Origin of the sequence: Deinococcus misasensis DSM 22328 (genome assembly GCF_000745915.1) — a bacterium.
Taxonomy (GTDB): domain Bacteria; phylum Deinococcota; class Deinococci; order Deinococcales; family Deinococcaceae; genus Deinococcus_C; species Deinococcus_C misasensis.
On the sequence record NZ_JQKG01000004.1, the window covers coordinates 22938 to 43215 of the forward strand.

Here is a 20278-nt window from a genome sequence, read left to right on the forward strand (position 1 = left end):
CCTCCTGTATGCGTCCATCTTTTCTGAAAAACACATTCCTGCTTGTCCTGTCCCTGACCCTGATGGCTTGCAGCCAATCCCCCACCCCTCAACCCTCTGGAAAAAAGGTTTACGCGTCCAGCGGGGAATTCCTCTACCACCTGGATGTGGGAGACGGATCTGCAAAGCAGGTGGGGGCTTTTGAAAACGCCGGGTACCTGCTGGACCTTGCCCGCAGTCCTGTGGACCAGAAACTGTACGGGGTCACCAGCAACGGCTTGTACGGCATCGATCCCAACACTGGAAAAGCCACCCTGCTGTCCATCAAAGGTTTTCAGTCCATCAACAGTCTGGCCGTGAATCTGGATGGTCGCCTCTGGGGGGTGGGAGGCAAAGACCTGTACCGCATTGATCTGGAAAAAGGCCTGATGGAAAAAATCCTGACCCTGCAAACCAGCAAACCGGTCAGTGGGGATCTGGTGTTCTACAAATCCAAAACCTATGTTTCCTTGCTGAATGGCAGTGGCAAAGATGTGCTTGCGCAAGTCAACGTCACTGGAGAAGTCACCGAACTGGGAGACATCGGTTTCCGTGAGGTGTACGGCCTGACCATGCACGAAGACCAGATGTACGGGGTCACCTCCAACCGTGATTTCCTGAAAATTGACCTGAGCACCGGTAAAGGCACACGGATCGGGCCAACCGCATTCAGTGGCACAGGGCTGGAATGAACCCCCTGTAAATCCTCCAAAACACAACCATCTTGCAATCATGCAGGGCCGTTTAAGGTGAAGGCATCAAAGAGAAGTTCTCTTCTCGATTTCCATCCAAGGAGCATTGCCATGCATCACCTGAAACGCACCCTGCCTTTTTTGCTGCTCGGACAACTTGCCAGTTGTTCTCTGGCAGCCCCCGCCCTGCCCGAGGCCCTCGTGGCCGAATGGATCTCTGGAGCCACTTACCCTGCCGACCACTACACCCTGGAGGGTTTTCGCAGTGCCAGTGGCAGCAGTGAACGCCTGCTGATCCGCAAAGATGGCAGCTACGAACTGGTCCGCCTGACCTCTGGAGCCATTCCCGGTTATTTTGGAAGCCGCATGATCGCCTGCGAAACCATGGATTTCATGTGGGAGAAAGGCACGGTCAGCGTCAAGGGAAACCAACTGATCCTGACCCCCAGCACTGGCAAAAAGCGCAATGGAGCCACCCCCCACAACCACAACAACGGATGCACGGTCTTTGCAGGAACAGAAGGGACCTTTCAGCCCACCCCCAAAACCCTGAATTACAGCATCAAAAACGGCACCTTGCAACTCGCCTCCAGAGAGGCCACCTCCACCTACCAGAGCCGCAAAGCCGAAGCAAAAACGGCCAGCAGCACTGCCAAAATCGAAACCAGCATTCTGGGCGAGTGGACCTCTGGTTCGGTCTCGATGCTGGAATACCAGAACCTTGCCACCGGCCAGTGGACCAGCGGTGGAGGCACCAGCACCCTCTTGAAACTGAACGCCAATGGCACCTATGCCAAAACGGGCCTCTTGGTGATCACCACCTATTCCTGCACCTCGAAAGTGTTCGTGCAGGAAGAAGGCACTGTGGTTCAAAAAGGCAACCAACTGAACTTCACACCCAGCAAGAGCAAGTCGATGGGGTACACCTGCAGCCCTTCCAACAGCTTTGAGGAAAACGGCAAGGTGAAGCCCAGCAGTGCAACGTTCTCGCTGGACAACTCGGGGGTGCTCAGCCTGACCTCTGGAGATGGAACCACCCGTTACAACCGGGCTCCGGGCACTTCAGGGAGCACATCCACATCCCCTTCAAACACTGCAAACTCTGGCACAAGTCCATCAACAGGGTCCTCCAGTGCGCCTGCTGTGGTCCGTGCGATCCGTACCGATGGCAGTGGAAACTGGAATGGCATCCTGCGGGCCGATGGTGAAACCTTGAAGATCAGCATCACCCTGGATGAAGACCACCGTGGACTTTACGGCACCATCTTCATGGGAGAGGATTACGTGGGTTATGTGCAGGGCAACCGTGCAGAAGGCACCCTGAAACTGGTCCTCAACGACGACAACGAAACCACTTTTCTGGTGACCGGAACCTTTGAAGAGAACCCCGAGAACCCCAGATACCCCATCGACCACTACATGGGAGGGTTTCAGGCCACCAACCTGCAAGAGGAGAATCTGGGCTCTGGCACGCTGGAACTCACCCGTCCCTGAACTTTCTCCACACCTGAATTTTCCCTTTCCAGAATCTCTACGCTCCGTGTAGAGATTTTGTAGATGTGCACCTGCGAATCTGGGTACAGTCGCACCAAGACACCGGAGGAACCCATGAACCGCACTTACATGCAAAACCACATTCGCCCCAAAATGACTGCCCTGACCCTGCTGGCTCTGGTGGCCCTGACCGCCTGCGGAACCCAAGTGCCCCAGAGCCATCCTGAATTGGAAAAACAGGCCACTGCACAGACCGCCCACCTGACCTGGGCCAACAGCCTGCTGTCCAAAACCACTTCCAGCAACACCAGTTATGTGGGAGGCACCCCCAACGTGACCTGGGAAGACCCCAATGTGGCAGACAGCATCACCCAGAGCCACACCGATTGCAGCGGTCTGTTCGGAGAGCTCCTCAAGAAGGCGTACAACATTTCCGATTTGAAAAGCTGGTTTGGCAAAAGCCGTCCTTCTGCCGCCGAGGTGTTCAACACCATCGATGCAGAAACCAACTTTGACAAGATTGACACCGTGACCAGCATTCAGGCTGGAGATGTCATCGCCATGAAGTATCTGGACCCCAACCCCCCAGCCACCGGACACGTGATGGTGGTGGCCAGTGCTCCCACCCTGTTCCAGAATGCCGATGGCTCACAACCTGAACCCCAACCCTCTGGGCTGAACAACTATGAGCAGTACCTGGTGAAAGTGATCGACTCTTCCAGCAATTTCCACGGCACCGACGACACCCGCTACAGTGCCACCACCAAAACCGCCTACAAAGGCACCGGAAGTGGTTTCTTCCGCCTGTACGTGGACAAAACCAAGAAAACCATCCTTGGTTACACTTGGAGCAACTCCAAATACTCTGACTTTTACGGTCCAGATGTGCGCCCTCTGTTGGTGGGTCGGGTGATGCTTTAAGGTTTTGCTGCGCCGGCGCAGCAGAGTGCAGTTGCAAGAAAATTCAGAGTCCAGCAAAGTTTTTTTCAGAAGCACACAGCAAAGTACATATCAAGCAAAAAGTGGAGGGTTTCCCCTCCACTTTCCGGTTTTGAAATCCTTCAAATCTGGAAATCGTTCAAATCTGGGTGACTTTCAAGACCTTGCTCTGGAATTCGGCAAGCTCCAGAGGAAACCCGTCTTCCATCCACGCCTGACCGGACCTTGCTCCTTCAAAGCCTTCAACGGTGTAGCGGGCGTTGGGGTTCAAGCCTTTCAGCCTGAAACGCCAGGTTTTCTGGCTGTACCTCGGGTGGTGGGTGCGGAAGGCAAAAACCACCGCTTCCTGCTGGTCTCTGGACACGTACTGCACTCCCGAGATCACATCCTGCGAAGGGGAACGCAGGCGGAACAGGTCGCCCTCATGCACCAGATGGCGGATGTCTTTGTACAGGGCAATCAGGCGGGCGGCCTCCTCGCGGTCCTCTTCAGGCCAGTGCAGGATGTGCCCCCCAATCCCGAGCACCCCACACATCGCCACATGGAAACGGAATTCCAGAGAGAAGCGGTCTTTGCCCCAGTCGGTGGCCCACGCTTCCATGGTAGAAGCCGGATAGGCCAGACTGTACCCCTCTTGAATCTGCAAGCGGGCAGAGGGATCGGTGCAGTCGGAGATCCACGCCTGATCGGCCAGATGGAACATGCCTGCATCTGCACGGCCCCCACCTCCTGAGCAGGTCTGCCAGACCACCGCAGGATGACGTTCACGCAGGGTGCCCCACACCCGGTACAGACCCTGCACATGACGCACCCAGAGTTCTTTTGCGTTTCCTGCAAAAGCAGGCCAGCCCGGCTCGGACACGTAACGGTTGAAATCCCATTTGATGAACGAGATGTCGTGCTCTGAAAGCAACTGGTCCAGCAGGTCAATCAGGTAATCCTGCACGTCTTCCCTGCCCAGATTGAGGATCAACTGGTTGCGGGCTTCGTTGCGGTGCCTGCCTTCAAAGTGGTACACCCACTCGGGATGGGCACGGTACAGGTCGCTGTCGGGGTTGACCATCTCGGGCTCGACCCACAGGCCAAAATCCATGCCCAGAGATTTCACTTTATTCACCAGAGGGGTAAGACCATCGGGGAACTTCTCTGCGTCTGGCCACCAGTCGCCCAGTCCAGCGGTGTCCCATTTGCGGCCATGGAACCAGCCATCGTCCATCACGAACAGTTCGATGCCCATTCTGGCGGCCACTTCGGCAAGTTGGCTCTGGCCTTCAAGGTTCACATCAAACAGGGTGGCTTCCCACGAGTTGTACAGCACTCGGCGCTTGAGGTTCTTGTGGGGCACCACTTCGGCGCGGATGTGCTGGTGCAGCCTCCGGCTTGCCCCTCCAAAACCTTCTCGGGTGTATCCCGCAAGGGCCACCGGGGTTTCAAAAGAAGCACCCGGCTCAAGGGTCCATGCAAAGTCCCAGTCGTTCAGGCCAATCCCGAGGCGGGTGGACTGGGCGTGGGTGACCTCTGCGGTGATTTTCCAGTTTCCACTCCATGCCAGCAGGCCAAACCACACATCCCCGTGGTCTTCAAAAGCCTGTCCCTCTCCTGCACGGTCCAGCATGAAAAACGGGTTGTGGTGGTGGCTGGTGGTGAGGGTCCGGCTCTCGATGGTCTTGGTGCCTTCAGACAAAACATCCTTGTGGATTCTGAACTCATCGAGCCACTGTCCAGTCAGGTGGGTCAGGCGGTAAGTTTGCTCCTCTGGAAGGTGCCAGAGGGCAGAGAAAACACGCTCCAGTTCGAAGGTGTGGCTGCCCGCGTTCTTGACGGTCACCCAGCGTTCAATCAGGTCGGTGTCTGCATGCACCCGGTAATGCAAGCGCACCTGAAGTCCGATCAGCTCGTCTTGCAGATCAAGGGTCAACAGGTTTTCTGCCACTTCGCTTCTGACAAACTGCAGCACCGTGTCCCGCACCCCAGAGCTGGAGGTGACTTTCAGGGAAGGTTCGCTGTAACGCAAGCCTCCATAAGCTTGAAATTCCTCTCTGGACAGGTGGGGCGGGTTGATGAAAGAGATTTCAGAATCCGAGAGGAAAGGGGCCGGATAATCCTGCAAGTCGGGCAGTTTGAGGCCCCAGTAACGGTGCACCAGATGTCCGGCAGCGTTGATGCCAAAGGCGTAGGCGGTGTGGGCGGTTTCCAGAATCCAGCCCTGAGGGGTGGTGTGAACAGGCATGTTGGGGTCCTCCTGAAAGTCTCGGTGCCAGATGAGCAGGCTTTTCCAGAGCCTAGCAAAACGGACAGGCAAACTCGAATGTGGATGCACGTTTGTCAAATGCTTGTCAAAAAAAATGGACAGGTTTGCAGGGAGAAGGCTGAGGACCAAAGGCATGGACGTGGATTTTCCATTTGTTGGTTCTGACAAAAGTAGATCGTTTCTTGACATGATCCCTCAGAGAGCACCCCAAAAAACAGGAGCAGTCAAATTCGCTTGTGACGCTCGAAAAAAACAGCTATACCTCAGCAGTCCATCCTGCCTATCCCTTCAAGACCATCTCAGAACCGAGGCAAACAACCTGATTGTCTACAAGACCTACGGAAAGCACCCAGTGCGCTGCTTTCTTGGTCAGAAAAGCACCCAGAAAAGAAACGATCCTGTGGTCTGATCTCTTTTGCTTTCTTTGTGGCCCATGATGATCAAAGAGCAGGATGTCGGAGGAATAAAACGGGTGTACACAGGTCTGATCAGTCAATCACCAACGCCGAAAAATACTAATGAGCCCAAAAAGAAGTCCATTTATATACACCAGTGGTGAAATTATAACTCACAGTCCCCTCTCCAGGAAAGACAATGACCAGAAAGTATTGGCTATCTCTTTTAACTGTAATCGATGGTACCAGTCTTTGCCCAACCCCACAGCCTCCTTCAGGTAATCTTCCATCTTCCTTTAGCATTCGATTTAAACGATTAACACAAATACTTGCAATAGACATCGCCTCCTTTTCATAGCTTCTTGGCCTGAAAAACAAGTCATAAAAACCATGGCCTAGAATTCCAAAAATCAATATGAAAGCACCGAATACGACCATCAAAGTCTTTTTATTCATATCTATTCCCCACTTATTAGCACCTTTCTCCGTTTTCGCCCTCACCACTATAACATAACTCAGAGGGTCGCTCAGCAATGAGAGCAGCAAATGAAAACTCTTGCTTATTCCACATACAGAGAATACAACAGATTTTTTGGCTTCGCGAGATTTATCCCATATGCTTCCATCTATTTTATCCACTTTAATACAAACCACTCCGGGCACCCGAGCTTCCAATCGAGGATTCTTTATTGGAGCGGAAAATGGTAAAACATGTTGTTCTTTATGTGCTCCAAAGTTATTTCAATCAAATCTCCAAGCATCAAATCCAATTGTGTGTTTTTCAAATATACCAAATAACCTCCAGCAAGCTCTTTTGCCAATTTGTCATCAATTTTAGGATTTTTATACCCAAGATGAATCAAGTGAACTGCTACTCCAAATCTTTTTAACATTTTGGCCAAATATAAAGCCTCAACAAGCTAAAGATCAACCTCCAAGAAATCTGGACTTTGTTCGGAAACTTCTGTTGTAAGTTGACTGAAATAGTGATCTGCGCCCACTCTTTTAAATCACTCGTCTTTGGGGGAAAATTGATTGAAGCACAGGAGATCGTACCGTTCACGCATTTGAATCAAGCATAACGCCTCTTTACAATATGGTCACAGCAGCATATCTGTAATGACAAAACCCATCAGTTCATGCCGCCTTGCCTTCTGCCAACCAGAGAAGCTACAGCCATGGTCTTCAAATAAAAATGCCATTTGATCCAACAAAAAAGCCAGAGGTTTTTCCTCTGGCTTTCTGAGTGAAATCTGGAATCAGGCTTGTGCAGCGGGGACGTAGCCTTCGAGGCTGGCGTAGTCGTCCTGGAAGTGCATCAGCACACCACTGAACAGGGTGTCGAAGGTGCTCTGGGGGAACTCGGAGAGGGTGGGGTAAAAGCCCACGTACTCCAGCCACACGTTGCCGTCGCTGTCCATGCTGCGGGAGAAGGCGCGTTCGCGGTTGCGCTGGTTCAGCATGGGCAGGATTTCGGCGGTGCGCTCGGTGTAGGTTTTCTGGGTGACGCAGGTGATTTCCAGACGGCTGGTGTCGTTGGGACCGTCGTTCAGGCTGACCAGCACGGCAGCGTCGCCCATTTCGAATTTCCAGCCCATGCGGATGAAACGCTGGCCTTCGTTGTCTTGAACGTCGAGGTGCACTTCTTTTTCTTTGAGGTACTTGACAATGGTGTCGAGGGTCAAAAGGGCAGTGGTCATGGTGGTTCCTCCTGTGAATGTGCCTGTTGCACGCGAGAATTCCTGTCCGGGCAAGCCCGGAAATCAAGGCGGATGGGGTCAAATCGGGTTTCAGCTGGCCCGGATCGGTTCTCCTCCCTCTTCAGGGACAAGTTCGATCACCACGCGAAAACCCAGAGCTGTGGCAAATTTGACGAGGGTCTGGATGCCGAGGGTTTCTCCAGAGGACTGGATTTGCACCACGCGCGGCTGGGAAACGCCCACCTTTCCGGCCAGTTCGCGGGTGGACATGCCACGCAGTTCTCTGGCTTTGACGATGAGTTTTCCGGCTTCACGCAGGGTGATTTCGGTTTGCACCGTTTCTTTGAGCTCCGATGGGGTCCAGGAACGCACCTGAGACATCTTGGGGAAGTCTGAGGGTTGTGGCTGGGCGAACAGGGTGAGCAGTTCGTCGGAAGGGTTTTCGTCCAGGTCTGCGATGTGCTTGAGGCGCTTGAGGATGTCTTCGGTGCTCATGGTTGTTCACCGTCCAGCACTTTCTGACCTTCAAGGTCTGCGGAGAGAACCGCTGCACAGCCGTTCAGGAGGCGCACGCTGGCCCGTCCTTGATCGCTGCTTTCGGCGTGGATCAGGACCACTTCTTCGGGGTTGCGCCAGTAGAAGTACACCCTGGCACTGGCTTTCTGTTCTTCTGCATCGGTGCGGAGTTCAAAGAGTGGAGACCCTTGAATGGCGTGGATGTACCGGCTTTTTGAGCCGTTGCGGTACAGGTCCTCGCACATTTCCAGACACCGGTTGACCGCTTCGTGCTTGCTTGCCTCTGCCATTTTCAGCAGGTCTTCAATGAGCAGGGGTTGGGATTTCCGGTTTTTCGGATCCCTCGCAAGGTAGTGGCGAATGGTCATGCGATAAGCTTACCCTTATCACTCCGATAAGTCAACCCTTATCAAGGGCTCAGGGTTCTCACCTGTTTCTTGATCAAGACAGCAACCACGCCAGAGCCAGATCCCGGTCCTCTAAAAAACGGAAATCCTTGCCTTTTCGGGCTTCCAGAGCCATTTCCCTGAAACGTTCAGAGAGGCCTGCTTGCTCTAGCAAAACCACAGCCAGTTTCAGGTGGTAATTGCTGCACTTCTGGAGCACCATTCCGGCCAGTCCGGTTTTCAAATCAAAAAACCGTTCAGACAGGCTTTCAGCAGACATCAGCACCAGAGCACTCTGGTGTTCGTAACTTGCAGAAATCAGGTCCAGCATGTCCTGCTCGGATTCCAGTTTTGTTCCGGAAGGCAAGACTTCCAGAACGGTCTGATCCTTCATTTCCAGTGCGACAATGTGCATTTTCAAAACCTCCCTTTGCATGATGGTCCTCTGGTGCAAGGCTGAAATCCGCCAATTGCCTCAGGGCAGCATGCATGGCCTCTGTCAAGTGACCTACCTGCTCCCTGCTGAACACCCTCCATCAAATCTCCACAAACGGTCCACTGGACCTTCATTGCCCCGGCGCAGACTGGGCTCTGGAGGTAAGAATGTGCGTGTTACACGTTCCCTGACCCTGCTGCTGGCTCTGGGGTCTTCTGGACTGGCGACCAGCATCCCACCCGAGAAGGTGCTGGACCTGCTGCCTGCATCTCCTGCAGCACAGGGCATTTTGTGGCAAGAACAACAGGCACAGGCCAACTGGAATGCCGCTCAGGCCGCGCTGGGCTTGAAGGTTTCTGGAGGAGGCAGTGCATCTTTCAGCACCACCGATTTTTCCAGCACCCAGCAGACGGGCAGCCTGAACCTGAGTGCTTCTTTGCCGGTTTTGCCGTGGGGTTCTGCCTTTGATGCCCTCAAAACTGCCCAGAGGAACCTCAAATCCGCCTTGCTGGACATTCGGGATGCCCAGAACACCCTGAAAAGCAAAGTGCTCTCGGGGTATTACAGCATCCAACTGGCCGAAATGGACTTGCAGTTGGCCCAGCAAAACCAGACCCTCGCAGAAGACCAATTGAATGTGGTGGTTCAGCAACGCAATCAGGGCACAGCCAATCAGGAGGCCCTGCTTCAGGCGCAGCAAAAGGCCGCCAATGCCCAACTGACCACCCTGAAAGCCCAGAACAGTCTGGAGGTGGCCCGGATTTCGCTGTCCAACACCCTCGGGATGCCCATTCCTGAAGGCGAGTACACCGCAGATGTGCCACTGAAACCCTCAGATCAGGTGCTGGACCTCTGGCAGACACAGGGCATGGCCACCCGCAGTGATGTGCAAAAAGCCATGCTGAAAGTGGAAGCGGCGCAAGAAGCCCTCGATCAGGCCAGAGAGGACCGCTGGAAAATCAACGCCTCGGTGTCCCTCGGGGTGAGCAGTGGCGGGTTTGGGGCCGATGTGGGTCTGAACCTGCAAACCGGGGTGCTGAGCACCTCTGGGAGCTACAACCTGCAAAGCTCGGGAAATGCAGCCACCAATTACAAGGTCAGCCTTTCTGCCAACCTTCCGATTGTGGACGGCAGTCTGGATGCCAGCATCCAGAGTCAGGAACTGGCCCTGAAAAGTGCCCAGCAGGCACTGGACACCACCCGCAAAACCGCCAAGCTGGACATCCAGCAGAAATACACCGCCCAGAAAGTGGCCCAGAGGCAACTGGAGAACACCGCTCTGGCCCTGCAAACCGCCCAAACCCACCTGACGGTGGTGGAAGCGCGGGCCAAAAATGGCCTTGCGGCTCCTCTGGATGTGCAATCTGCCCGGATTGCAGTGCAACAAGCCCAAAAAGACCAGCGTGCCGCAGAAGTGGCATGGCTGAACGCCCTGCTCGATTTGCAGGCTGCTGCCCCCTCCACAGGGCTGGAAGGAACACGGTGAACCCATGAAAAACCACATCCTCGTTCTGGCGGTCCTGGCCTCGGGGTCCACGTTGGCCCAGTCCACAGGTGCCCTTTCCTTCCAGAGTGTGCTGCAACTGGCTCTGGAAAAAGGCAGCGACGTGGCCAACCAGCAAACCACCCTGAACACCGCACGCACCGACCTGCAGGCCAAAACCGAAGACCCCAGCACCCTGATTGTGCCGCTCACGCAGGCCCAGCAGAGCGTGCAACTGGAAAGCCTGAAGCTGGATTTCGTGAAGCTGCAACTGGCCCAGAATGTGCTGTCCAGTTACCTGAGCGTGCTGGAAGCGCAAGAGAACCTGAACGTCTTGAAAGCACAAGTGGAACTGGACCAGATGAATCTGGACATCAACAAAGCCAAACTGTCCAGCAAAAACGCAACCCAGCTGGACGTGAGCAAAGCCCAGAACACCCTGAATTCCAGCCAGCAGGACCTGAAAAACGCCCAGAGCAACTTTCCAGTGCTCAAAGAAAAACTGAATGCGTTCACAGGAGGGGCATTGCCCGCCAACTTCACGGTCAGCCAACCCAACCTGAAGTTGGTTTCACACAAGCTGGAAGACCTGCTGGACCAGAGCGAAAGCAACCTGCCCACCCTGCTGCAAAGCGCCCAGAGTGTGGCCCTTGCCCAGATGAACGTGCAATTTGCTGACAACGACTACACCCCCAAAAGCACCCTTGACAGTGCAAGAGCCAGCCTGCAAACCGCGCAGCGCAACCAACAGGGCCAGCGAAATTCGGCCCAGAGCAGCATCAAAGATGCTTACCAGAGCGTACAGAACACCCTTGAACGCAGCAAGTTCAGCGAAGAGGACCTGAAAAACGCCCGTCAGACCCTCTCGCAGGACCAGACCCGTTTCAAGAACGGCCTGATTTCCAAATACCAGCTCAAGCAATCCGAAGTGTCGGTCCTCAAATCCGAGCAAAGTTTGCTGCAAGCCCGTGACAGTTATCTCAAAGCGGTGGCAGGTCTGGCGGTGGCCAGCGGAATGGACACCCTGAATGCACTGGGAGGCATCGAATGACACCCCGTGCCAGAGGGTTCCTGATCACAGGGGCCATGCTGCTGGCTCTGGGCGCGGGAGGAGGGTGGTACTGGTACCAGCAGAAAAACACCACCTCCCAGACCCCTGCTGTGACCGTGCAAACCTCACAGGTGATGAGTCAGGATTTCCGCATCACCGTGGAAGGACCGGGTTCTCTGGCGGCCAACAACACCTATGCCGTGAAATCAAATGTGTCTGGGACCCTCCAGCAACTGAAGAAAGTGGGCGACCGGGTGAAAAAAGGCGACCTGATCGCCACCATCGATCCCACCGATCACCAGCAGGCCCTGCAAGACGCCCAGATTTCCCTGCAAAAAGCCCAGCTTGCTCTGGATTCCCTGAAAGCCAACCAGAGCAGCACTTTGCTGGCCCAGCAACAGGCCATTCAGAATGCCCAGATTGGTTACAACAATGCACAGGCAGACCTCCAGAGTGCCCAGAAGGCTTTCGAAGCCAACCAGAAGCTTTTTGATGCGGGTGGCATCAGTGCCCAGACCCTGCAAGATTCCAGAAACAATCTGGAAAAGGCCAGAAACAGCCTGAACACTGCCAAGATGAATCTGGACAGTTCCAGAGAGAACCTGTCCACCAAAAGCACCACGGGAAGTCAGGACCTCCGGTCTGCACAGTTGCAGGTCCAGCAGGCCGAGCTCGGCCTCAAAACCGCACAGAAAAACCTGAGCCAGACCCGCATTGCAGCGCCCATCTCAGGGATTGTCAGCAGTCTGGACAGTGCAGACGGCACCATGGTCTCTGGAAACAGCACGGTCTTGACGGTTCAGGACGATGCTCAGGTCAAAGTCCCCGTGCAGGTGGATGAAACCGAAATCAGCAAAGTCAAAGTCGGACAGCAGGTGGAGGTGACCCTCGATGCCCTGCCCGATCAGACGTTTGAAGGGACGGTCACGCAGGTGGACCCCTCTGCAACCATCTCACAGAACATTGCGGTGTTCAATGCCACCGTCACATTGAACAACCCAGACCGTGTGCTGAGGCCCGGCATGAGTGCCGAATCCACCATCATCGTTCAGGAGGTCAAAGACGCCCTGACGGTCCCGGTGAGCGCCATTGATACGGTGCGCAGACGCTCTTATGTGAACGTCCAGAAAGAAGACGGCACCACCGAAGCGGTGCGGATCACCACCGGACCCAGCGACGGGACCAGCATTGTGGTCACCAGCGGTCTGGAACCCGGTCAGAACGTGGTTTTGCCCACCACAACCACAGCCTCTTCCAATTCTGCCAGTTCTTCCAGCACCCAGAGCAACCGCTCTGGAGCAGGGGGCTTCGGGATCCCTCTGGGCGGCGGATTTGGAGGCCCCAGATGACTGCCGTGGTGGACATCCAGCAGGTCAAAAAACACTACAAGATGGGTGAGGAGACCTTCGAAGCCCTGCGGGGGGTGGATGTCACCATTGAACGGGGAGAGATGGTGGCCCTGATGGGCCCCTCTGGGAGCGGAAAAACCACCCTGATGCAAATCATCGGTTTGCTGGACCGCCCGAGCACCGGTCGGTACCTGCTGAACGGCGAGGATGTCACCCGACTGACCGAAAACCAGCGCAGTGCATTTCGAAACCAGCACATTGGCTTTGTGTTTCAGGCCTTTTACCTGCTCTCCAGAATGAACGTGCTGGAGAACGTGGAGGTGCCCCTCACCTATGCCGGGGTGGGCACCCGTGAACGGCGTGAGGTGGCCATGTCCCTGCTGGAAAAAGTGGGACTGGCCGACAAGTGGCGGAACCTCCCCTCACAGCTTTCCGGAGGGCAAAAACAGCGGGTGGCGATTGCCCGTGCCCTCACCACCCGACCGAGTTTGCTGCTGGCCGATGAACCCACCGGGGCTCTGGACACCCGCACCGGAGAGGAAGTCATGAACCTGTTTGAAGCCCTGAATCAGGAAGGGGTGACGGTGGTGGTGGTGACCCACGAGGCCGAAGTGGCTGCCCGGACCCGGCGCATCATCCGCATTCGGGACGGCAACATCGAACGGAGCAACCCATGAGCAGCACCCGTGCCAGAAGCCAACCCACCCGGCCCACCCGAGGACAGGGAGGCATCGGACCGTGGGTGATTTTTCGCATCGCATGGAAAGCCATCATTGGAAATCCCTTGCGCTCTGCCCTGACCGTGCTCGGGGTGGTGATCGGGGTGGCCGCAGTGGTGGCCCTCGTGATGATCGGACAGGGCTCCACCAGCAACATCACCAAGTCGCTGGAAAGCCTCGGGACCAACCTCTTGACTGTGGGACCCAACTTCGGGGGGCGCAATCAAGGTGGAGGGGGCGGCATCGTGCGCTCGGGGGACCGCCAGAGCATCACCCTCAAAGACGTGACTGCCTTGCAAACCCGCCTGAACGGGCAGATCGTGGGCATGGCCCCGGTCAGTCAGGGGCGCTACCAGATCAAATCGGGCAAAAACAACCTGAACGTGTCTGTCACAGGCACATGGCCGGATTACGCCACCGTGCGCAACTCCAGCACCGAACAGGGGGCTTTTTTCAGCAAAAGCGATCTGGAAGGCCGAAAACGTGTTGCTGTGATCGGTTACGGCATCGCACAGGACCTGTTCTCTGGAGCAATCCCCCTGAACCAGAAAATCAAACTGGGAGGCATCACCTTCACGGTGGTGGGCGTGCTGCCAGACAAAGGGGACGCTGGTTTCAACAACCCCAATTACAGCGTGTTGATTCCCCTCTCGACGTACATGCAGCGCCTGAGCCGTTCCAGCACCTCCAACCCCACCGTGTCCAACATCTACATTCAAGGGCCAGACCAGAAAACCCTGTCTGACCTGCAAACCACCGTCACAGGCATCATGGCCGAACTGCACGAGCAAACCGACCCGAGCAGCTACGATTTCTCGGTGCAAAACCAAGCCGACGCTCTGGCCAGCATCAATCAGGTGTCCCAGACCCTCACGCTCTTTCTGGGAGGGGTGGCCGGGATCAGCTTGCTGGTGGGCGGCATCGGCATCATGAACATCATGCTGGTGAGTGTCACCGAACGCACCCGCGAGATCGGCATCCGCAAAGCCCTCGGGGCCAAACCCAGAGACATCCTCACCCAGTTCCTCACCGAATCGGTGGTGCTCTCGGTGGGCGGAGGTTTGCTCGGGATTGGCATCGGTCTGGTGTTGGCCAGTGTGGTGGGCAAAGCCCTGAGCATCACTCCGGTGATGTCCCCGTCCAGCATGCTGCTGGCCTTCACCTTCTCGGTGGTGGTGGGGGTGTTCTTTGGATACTACCCGGCAAGCCGTGCAGCACGCCTCGATCCTGTGGATTCCCTGCGCTACGAGTAAGCCCTTTCAGAAAGGAATCGAACATGAACCGAAAAACCCTTGTCACTGGCCTCCTGCTCTTGAGCCTCTCCCCTGCTCTGGCCCAGCAAAACCAGAGCCAGACCGGACAAAACCAGCAACGGCAACTGGACCCGGCCATGCAGGCCAAATTCGAGCAATACCGTCCCCTGATGGACCTTTCCAGAACCCTGCGCATGCTGGGCGAAATGCACAAACAAAAAGGTACCGAAATCAGCAAAACGCAGGCCAGCAAACTGATCCCCATCGTGAAAGACCTGCAAAGCCGCAAAGAGGTCAAATCCAAAGACGCCGACGCCATCCTGATCAAAGTCGAAGACCTGCTCACAGACAAACAGATCACCTGGCTGGACAAGCAGCAGATGCGACCACCGGGGCAGGGACAAAACGGTCAAAATGGGCAGAACCGTCAAAATGGACAACAGGGACAGCAAGGGCAGCAAGGCCAAGGGCAAAATGGACAGGGACAGAATCGGCAAAACCGTGGCCCCGGAGGGATGATGGCCATGATGACTGCTGCAAACCCCTTCAAAGTGGACCCCCTCAAAACCCAGATGGCGGATCTTTTGACCACCCTGCAAAAAATCAAATAGATCGCCCAGAGGGTGGCGTCTCCATGATGTCTTGCCTGCTGCACCGTCACACCGCCAGAGCAGCAAAAAGCCTACCCTGAAAGCATGAGACCCACCTTCCCTTTCAAACGCCTGCTGATGACCACCCTGCTGGTGCTGGGACTGGCCTCTGGGGCACAGGCACAGCGCACCGGAGACCTCAGCACCGAAATTGGCAACCCGATTGGGGCCACACAGGGGCAAGCCGTCCTGAACACCCTGAACCGGGACGTGCTGTTTGACCGTCAGGGAGACAACGCGCTGGACCGTCCTTCAGCCCCCAAAACCGAAACCCCGGACCCCACCCAGAGCGGAGACCTCGGGGCGGGGTTCATTCCCGGTCCCTCGGTGTTTCCACAGAAACTCGCCTCGACTTTGACCGGAACCACCGTGCAACAAAAACAGCAGGCCAAAACCCTGTTTGACCAGATGCTGCAACTTTACGACGAGCAGGTGGCCTCTCAGGATGCCCGCCTGAAAAACAACGTGGCCGGAGCGATGGTCTATTCCACCTATGTCAGTTACTACATCCTGACTGGCATCGAATTGACCGAACCCCAGCAAGAAGGGCTTTTCAATTCGCTGACCCGCACCTTGCTGTCTGCACCAGAGTTCACCCTGATGGACGACGCCACCCGTCAGGAGATGTACGAAGCTCTGGTCATCACTGCGTCTTTCGCTCTGGGGGCCTACAGCAACGGAGCCGAAGACTTTTCACAAGCCTACCTCGCCGAAACCATGGCGGATGGCCTCATGCAAACCATCTACCAGCACAGCGCAGACGCTCTGGAATTCACCGATCAGGGGGTGCAAGTTCGGTCCGGGTCGTTCATGTGATTGTGTGGCCTCCCATCTGTGATTATGCTGTTACCCATGAGCGACCCTGCTTCTTTCACCTCCCAAAACATCCTGTCGATTCAGTCCTGGGTTTCTTACGGACATGTGGGCAATGCCGCGGCTGCATTTCCCCTGCAACGCATGGGCTTCAACGTGTGGACCGTCAACACCGTGCAGTTCTCCAACCACACCGGGTACGGCAAGTGGAGGGGGATGGTTTTCCCTCCAGAGCATGTCCGTGAAATCATTGAGGGCATTTCAGAGCGCACCTCTCTGGCAGAGTGCAACGCAGTGCTCTCTGGATACATGGGAGATGCCAACACCGTGGCAGCCATTCTGGAGGCCGTGCGCAAAGTACGTGAAGCCAACCCTCAGGCCCTTTACTGCTGTGACCCCGTGATGGGCGATGTGGGCCGTGGGGTTTTCGTGCGCCCCGAGATCCCGGAGGTCATGAAAGCATTGGCCGTCAAAGCTGCCGACATCGTGACCCCCAACCAGTTTGAGCTGGAGTTGCTCACCGGGCACAGCGTGGGCACCTTGAAAGAAGTGCTGGAAGCCGTGGCAGCCCTGCGCAGCCAGATCCATCAGGACGGCCCGAGAATTGTGGTGGTGACCAGCCTGATCCGTGAAGATGCCTCATCGGAACACATCGAAACCCTTGCTGTGTCAGACGAAGGGGCATGGGTGGTGCAAACCCCCCTGATTCCTCTGGATCCACCCCGCAACGGCACTGGAGACGCCATTGCCGCCCTGTTTCTCGGGAATTACCTGAAGACCGGCAGCGTGAAAAAGAGCCTTGAGAATGCGGTGTCCGCCCTGTACGCCTTGCTGGAACTCACCCACCAGAGGGGCACCCGTGAGATTCAACTGGTGGCCGCTCAGGAAGAGTATGTGAACCCCAGCCGCACCTTTGAAGCCACTCGGGTTTGATTTCAAAACCGACTTCAGGGAAAAGGACTCTGGTCATTTGACCGGGGTCTTTTTCTTTGTCCGGTCTTTTTGAAAATCTCTCTTGACTTGTTGATCCAGGTGCAAACTTGCAGAAATTCCCGCAGGCCTTCCACAACCATCACCGTCAAATTTGTAAAATTCCCGATAATAAATGGGTGCACCACAGGAGGAATCGCATGAAACATCCCTTTTTGCTTGCTCTGGGCCTGCTCACCCTGATCGCTTGCGGGTCGCCCAACCCACCCGCCTCCAAAGGAACCAAAATCAAGGCCAGTGACGGTGGCGTTGTGGGATCCCAGCAACCCGGAGATGGACAGCTGGAAATTGATCCGGGTGGCCTGCTCGCCGATCTGGAAGTGACTCTGGACCGTCCAGAAACCAACCCGGAGCCCCCTGCAGGCATCGAAGGTGGGTTCACACCCTTGCGGGTTCAAATCGGCAACATCAGCACCCGTCCATTGCCCATGGAATTGCCGAATTGTAAAATTCGCCTGCGCATCAATCTGCCCGCCAATGTCTCCAATTCCAGTGAACTGATGCTCTTCAAGGTTCTGGATGCTGGACAGCGCAACTGGAGAAAGCTGCAAAGCTTCGAAACCATTGAAAATGACACGGGAAGTTATTTGCGTGGATGTCTGGATGGCCTGAAAGACGGAGACCTTTACACCATCGGGCGCTTCAAATCCACGTTCGGGTTCTCTGCTGGCACCGCTGAAATTGTGGAAGCCCCTTCCTCTCCCACCAATGGGCAACTCGCTCCTGTCTCCAACACCCTGTTCCGGGTCCAGTACACCGCACCTCAGGTTCAGGGGCTTCCCACCCCCAACCCAGTCATCACCATTGATGGTCCAAGCAACTGGCACGATGGGGTGCCTTACCAACTCGAGTACACACCTTCCAGCAAGGTTTCCCTGCTGACCGTTCCTCTGGCCCCGGTCTCTGGCACCTACAAGTATGAATTTGATGATGGAATCCTTGTCCACAAAGGCGAATTTACGCTGGACGCCAATGCCCTGCTGTCCCGACCCGCACGAATCAGTGCAACCCCAAGCGATCTGGCAAATGCCTTCAACATCAGCTGGCTTGCACCCAAACTTGCAGATCCCAATGGACAACAAGCCGAAGTCTTCCTTTTCGATCAGAATTGGAATCCGCAAACCAGCATCCCCATTGACCAAAAAACGGGTTTGTCTCCGCTCACACTGTCCATCACCGATTACAATCCTCAGGCCTCTTATGTTTTCTGCGTGAACGCCTGGGACAAAGCACCTTTGACCACCCCTTTGGACCAACAAGTGAACATTTCACAAGCTTGCACGGTCCTGTCTGGTCAAATCGCAGGCCGTTTGTTGCCCTGATCCCCGCTTGAGTTTGTCCTGTCTGGCCCTCTGTGATCACAGAGGGCTTTTTTTCGTTTCAACTGTCACAATGGAAGCATGCAGGGGGATCAACACACCGCTTCGTTTGTCAGCACACATGGCCAGAGCCCAGAAGACTGGTTCCATCAAACTTTACAAGAGGCCAAACAAGCCCTGTCCGGTGGTGTCAGTGGCAACATGCTGGAGCAAGCCAAAACTCTGGTGGCTTTTTCAGAGCAGCTGAACACCCAGCAACAGGTGATGGCCTTGAACCATCATGGACATTTGCTGTTTCTGACCGGACAGACCTTTGATGCCTTGCATGTCTTGCTGCAAGCAAACGCCTTGCTGGAAGACATTGACCTGATTGATGAAGCCACACGAAATCACAATTTGCTGGGTGCTTCTTATCAAATTCTGGGAGACTTGCAAGCAGCTTTTCCCCATTACCAGTCGTCCTTGAGCCTTTCACGCCAGTCAGGCAACGGTTTGATGCAAGCCAGAACCCTCAGCAACATTGCTTTGCTGTTGCAACAACAAGGCAAGTACAGTGATGCACTGAATGTGCTCACTGAAGCAGAAAACCTGGCCCGACAACTGGATGTCCCTGTGGACCTTTGCAGGTTCTTGTTGAACAAAATCTCGGTCTATCTGGATGAAGCCAAGCATGGCATCGACTCGCATGCCACCCAGATGCCCGACTGGGTGTACGAGGCACGCCAACTTCTTGAACACCTCCAGATCCGACACATGCAACTGATTCTGGAGCAGTACCGCATTGAAATCCACCTGCTTTATGGTCAATTGAAGGCTGCCCGACAGGTGCTTGAAGCCGCCGAACCTTTGCTGGATGCTGAAGAATTTCCAGAGCCCATGGCCCATTTTTTGATGTTCAAGGGCAAGTTGTTGCAAGAAGAAGGGCACCTTGAACAAGCACATGCCCTTTACATGCAAGCCCTTCACATGTTTGAAACCCTTCACCATCAAGACAACATTTTGCTGGTGCTGAAACATCTCGTGGAATTGCACAAACTGCGCGGTGAATACCATCTGGCCTTGCAGCATCACGAACGCCTGCACCAGTTGGACCGTGAGGTGCGCACCGAAGCCAACACCCGTCAGCTGGAAATGATGTCCTTCCAGAGGAAACTGGAGCAAAGCCAGCACGAGGCGGAACTGGAACGCATCCGCAGTGAAGAACTGGAGCAACTGGTGCAGGAACGCACTGCAGAACTGGAGTCTGCTTACCTCGAAATGCTCGAACGCCTCGCTGTTGCCGCTGAATTCCGCGACACCGACACCGGAGAACACACCGTCCGTGTCGGTGAACGTGCTGCCGAAGTGGCCCGCATCCTGAACATGCCCGAAGACCAAATCCGGGTGCTCAGATTGGCTGCAAGGCTGCACGATGTGGGCAAAATCGCCATCTCGGACACCATTTTGCACAAGCCCGGCAAACTCACCGATGAAGAATACCTGACCATGAAGGCGCACACTCTGGCAGGAGCAAAAATGCTTTCCGATGCCCGCTCTGACCTGATCCGCATGGCTGAAGTGATTGCCCTGACCCACCATGAACGCTGGGATGGAGGAGGGTATCCGCAGGGATTGAAAGGCGAAGAGATCCCGATTGAAGGACGCATTGTGGCAGTGGTGGACGTGCTGGACGCTTTGACCAGCCAGAGGCCCTACAAGAAAGCCTGGAGCATGGAAGAAGCCTTGCAGGAAATCCAGAGGCTCTCTGGCAGCCATTTTGACCCTCAGGTGGTGCAGGCTTTGCTGGGTCTGCACAAGGAATAAACAGAATGCTGCACCGCCAGC

At 55.4% G+C, this 20278-nt stretch carries 19 protein-coding genes; 13 read left to right on the plus strand and 6 right to left on the minus strand.

Annotation, left to right across the window (positions count from 1 at the left end):
- The first annotated feature begins 8 nt into the window (after positions 1 to 8).
- The 3 genes from Q371_RS04320 (at position 9) to Q371_RS04330 (ending at position 3125) form a co-directional block, all read left to right on the plus strand.
- Positions 9 to 710: an NHL repeat-containing protein gene (locus tag Q371_RS04320; RefSeq protein WP_034336669.1), complete on the plus strand. Its 702-nt coding sequence runs from the start codon at positions 9 to 11 to the stop codon at positions 708 to 710.
- Between the two features lie 111 nt (positions 711 to 821).
- Positions 822 to 2204, plus strand: a complete 1383-nt coding sequence (locus Q371_RS04325) for a hypothetical protein (RefSeq protein WP_034336671.1) — start codon at positions 822 to 824, stop codon at positions 2202 to 2204.
- Between the two features lie 114 nt (positions 2205 to 2318).
- Entirely contained in the window at positions 2319 to 3125 is an 807-nt protein-coding gene (locus tag Q371_RS04330) for a hypothetical protein (protein ID WP_034336673.1), read from the plus strand.
- Positions 3126 to 3282: 157 nt separating this feature from the next.
- Here the strand turns inward: Q371_RS04330 and Q371_RS04335 are convergent, their stop codons facing one another.
- The 6 genes from Q371_RS04335 to Q371_RS04365 form a co-directional block, all read right to left on the minus strand.
- Positions 3283 to 5373, minus strand: coding sequence for an alpha-galactosidase (locus Q371_RS04335; RefSeq protein ID WP_034337032.1), 2091 nt, complete (start codon positions 5371 to 5373; stop codon positions 3283 to 3285).
- A 536-nt stretch (positions 5374 to 5909) separates the two neighbouring features.
- Positions 5910 to 6452, minus strand: a complete 543-nt coding sequence (locus Q371_RS26830) for a hypothetical protein (protein ID WP_157442510.1) — start codon at positions 6450 to 6452, stop codon at positions 5910 to 5912.
- 596 nt (positions 6453 to 7048) lie between these two features.
- A complete protein-coding gene (locus tag Q371_RS04350) occupies positions 7049 to 7489 on the minus strand; it encodes a type III secretion system chaperone family protein (RefSeq protein WP_034336679.1) in 441 nt (146 codons plus the stop codon).
- 90 nt (positions 7490 to 7579) lie between these two features.
- Positions 7580 to 7984 carry a helix-turn-helix domain-containing protein gene (locus Q371_RS04355; RefSeq protein WP_034336681.1) on the minus strand — a complete coding sequence of 135 codons (405 nt, stop codon included), beginning with the start codon at positions 7982 to 7984 and terminating at the stop codon, positions 7580 to 7582.
- Positions 7981 to 8373: a hypothetical protein gene (locus tag Q371_RS04360; protein ID WP_034336683.1), complete on the minus strand. Its 393-nt coding sequence runs from the start codon at positions 8371 to 8373 to the stop codon at positions 7981 to 7983. The genes Q371_RS04355 and Q371_RS04360 overlap by 4 nt, the downstream gene beginning before the upstream one ends.
- Positions 8374 to 8446: 73 nt before the next feature.
- Entirely contained in the window at positions 8447 to 8806 is a 360-nt protein-coding gene (locus Q371_RS04365) for a DUF4180 domain-containing protein (RefSeq protein WP_034337035.1), read from the minus strand.
- A gap of 190 nt (positions 8807 to 8996) precedes the next feature.
- Between Q371_RS04365 and Q371_RS04370 the strand changes: the two genes are divergently transcribed.
- From Q371_RS04370 to Q371_RS25310, 10 genes are all read left to right on the plus strand, one after another.
- Positions 8997 to 10313 carry a TolC family protein gene (locus Q371_RS04370; RefSeq protein ID WP_169743787.1) on the plus strand — a complete coding sequence of 439 codons (1317 nt, stop codon included), beginning with the start codon at positions 8997 to 8999 and terminating at the stop codon, positions 10311 to 10313.
- A 4-nt stretch (positions 10314 to 10317) separates the two neighbouring features.
- On the plus strand, positions 10318 to 11361 hold the full coding sequence (locus Q371_RS04375; RefSeq protein ID WP_034336688.1) for a TolC family protein: 1044 nt from the start codon (positions 10318 to 10320) through the stop codon (positions 11359 to 11361).
- On the plus strand, positions 11358 to 12710 hold the full coding sequence (locus Q371_RS04380; protein ID WP_034336691.1) for an efflux RND transporter periplasmic adaptor subunit: 1353 nt from the start codon (positions 11358 to 11360) through the stop codon (positions 12708 to 12710). The genes Q371_RS04375 and Q371_RS04380 overlap by 4 nt, the downstream gene beginning before the upstream one ends.
- Positions 12707 to 13387: an ABC transporter ATP-binding protein gene (locus Q371_RS04385; protein ID WP_034336694.1), complete on the plus strand. Its 681-nt coding sequence runs from the start codon at positions 12707 to 12709 to the stop codon at positions 13385 to 13387. The genes Q371_RS04380 and Q371_RS04385 overlap by 4 nt, the downstream gene beginning before the upstream one ends.
- Entirely contained in the window at positions 13384 to 14682 is a 1299-nt protein-coding gene (locus tag Q371_RS04390) for an ABC transporter permease (protein WP_084571230.1), read from the plus strand. Before Q371_RS04385 ends, Q371_RS04390 begins: the two co-directional genes overlap by 4 nt.
- 23 nt (positions 14683 to 14705) lie before the next feature.
- Entirely contained in the window at positions 14706 to 15293 is a 588-nt protein-coding gene (locus Q371_RS04395) for a hypothetical protein (protein ID WP_051963230.1), read from the plus strand.
- Positions 15294 to 15377: 84 nt separating this feature from the next.
- The gene (locus Q371_RS04400; protein WP_034336696.1) at positions 15378 to 16148 is read left to right on the plus strand and encodes a DUF6683 family protein; all 771 of its coding nucleotides are present in this window, start codon (positions 15378 to 15380) and stop codon (positions 16146 to 16148) included.
- A 36-nt stretch (positions 16149 to 16184) separates the two neighbouring features.
- Complete coding sequence (gene pdxY, locus Q371_RS04405; protein ID WP_034336697.1) at positions 16185 to 17078, plus strand: pyridoxal kinase PdxY; 894 nt, start codon at positions 16185 to 16187, stop codon at positions 17076 to 17078.
- Positions 17079 to 17275: 197 nt separating this feature from the next.
- The gene (locus Q371_RS04410; RefSeq protein ID WP_034336699.1) at positions 17276 to 18457 is read left to right on the plus strand and encodes a hypothetical protein; all 1182 of its coding nucleotides are present in this window, start codon (positions 17276 to 17278) and stop codon (positions 18455 to 18457) included.
- Between the two features lie 78 nt (positions 18458 to 18535).
- Entirely contained in the window at positions 18536 to 20257 is a 1722-nt protein-coding gene (locus Q371_RS25310) for an HD domain-containing phosphohydrolase (protein WP_051963231.1), read from the plus strand.
- Positions 20258 to 20278: the final 21 nt, after the last annotated feature.

What these genes read in the sequence shown, in the direction of transcription:
- Q371_RS25310 (WP_051963231.1), top strand. Translation starts at nt 18,536, where the DNA reads ATGCAGGGGGATCAACACACCGCTTCGTTTGTCAGCACACATGGCCAG.
- Q371_RS04395 (WP_051963230.1), top strand. Translation starts at nt 14,706, where the DNA reads ATGAACCGAAAAACCCTTGTCACTGGCCTCCTGCTCTTGAGCCTCTCC.
- Q371_RS04375 (WP_034336688.1), top strand. Translation starts at nt 10,318, where the DNA reads ATGAAAAACCACATCCTCGTTCTGGCGGTCCTGGCCTCGGGGTCCACG.
- Q371_RS04410 (WP_034336699.1), top strand. Translation starts at nt 17,276, where the DNA reads ATGAAACATCCCTTTTTGCTTGCTCTGGGCCTGCTCACCCTGATCGCT.
- Q371_RS04400 (WP_034336696.1), top strand. Translation starts at nt 15,378, where the DNA reads ATGAGACCCACCTTCCCTTTCAAACGCCTGCTGATGACCACCCTGCTG.
- Q371_RS04380 (WP_034336691.1), top strand. Translation starts at nt 11,358, where the DNA reads ATGACACCCCGTGCCAGAGGGTTCCTGATCACAGGGGCCATGCTGCTG.
- Q371_RS04385 (WP_034336694.1), top strand. Translation starts at nt 12,707, where the DNA reads ATGACTGCCGTGGTGGACATCCAGCAGGTCAAAAAACACTACAAGATG.
- Q371_RS04330 (WP_034336673.1), top strand. Translation starts at nt 2,319, where the DNA reads ATGAACCGCACTTACATGCAAAACCACATTCGCCCCAAAATGACTGCC.
- Q371_RS04365 (WP_034337035.1), bottom strand. Translation starts at nt 8,806, where the DNA reads ATGCACATTGTCGCACTGGAAATGAAGGATCAGACCGTTCTGGAAGTC.
- Q371_RS04350 (WP_034336679.1), bottom strand. Translation starts at nt 7,489, where the DNA reads ATGACCACTGCCCTTTTGACCCTCGACACCATTGTCAAGTACCTCAAA.
- Q371_RS04390 (WP_084571230.1), top strand. Translation starts at nt 13,384, where the DNA reads ATGAGCAGCACCCGTGCCAGAAGCCAACCCACCCGGCCCACCCGAGGA.
- Q371_RS04325 (WP_034336671.1), top strand. Translation starts at nt 822, where the DNA reads ATGCATCACCTGAAACGCACCCTGCCTTTTTTGCTGCTCGGACAACTT.
- Q371_RS04355 (WP_034336681.1), bottom strand. Translation starts at nt 7,984, where the DNA reads ATGAGCACCGAAGACATCCTCAAGCGCCTCAAGCACATCGCAGACCTG.
- Q371_RS04320 (WP_034336669.1), top strand. Translation starts at nt 9, where the DNA reads ATGCGTCCATCTTTTCTGAAAAACACATTCCTGCTTGTCCTGTCCCTG.
- Q371_RS04335 (WP_034337032.1), bottom strand. Translation starts at nt 5,373, where the DNA reads ATGCCTGTTCACACCACCCCTCAGGGCTGGATTCTGGAAACCGCCCAC.
- pdxY (WP_034336697.1), top strand. Translation starts at nt 16,185, where the DNA reads ATGAGCGACCCTGCTTCTTTCACCTCCCAAAACATCCTGTCGATTCAG.
- Q371_RS04360 (WP_034336683.1), bottom strand. Translation starts at nt 8,373, where the DNA reads ATGACCATTCGCCACTACCTTGCGAGGGATCCGAAAAACCGGAAATCC.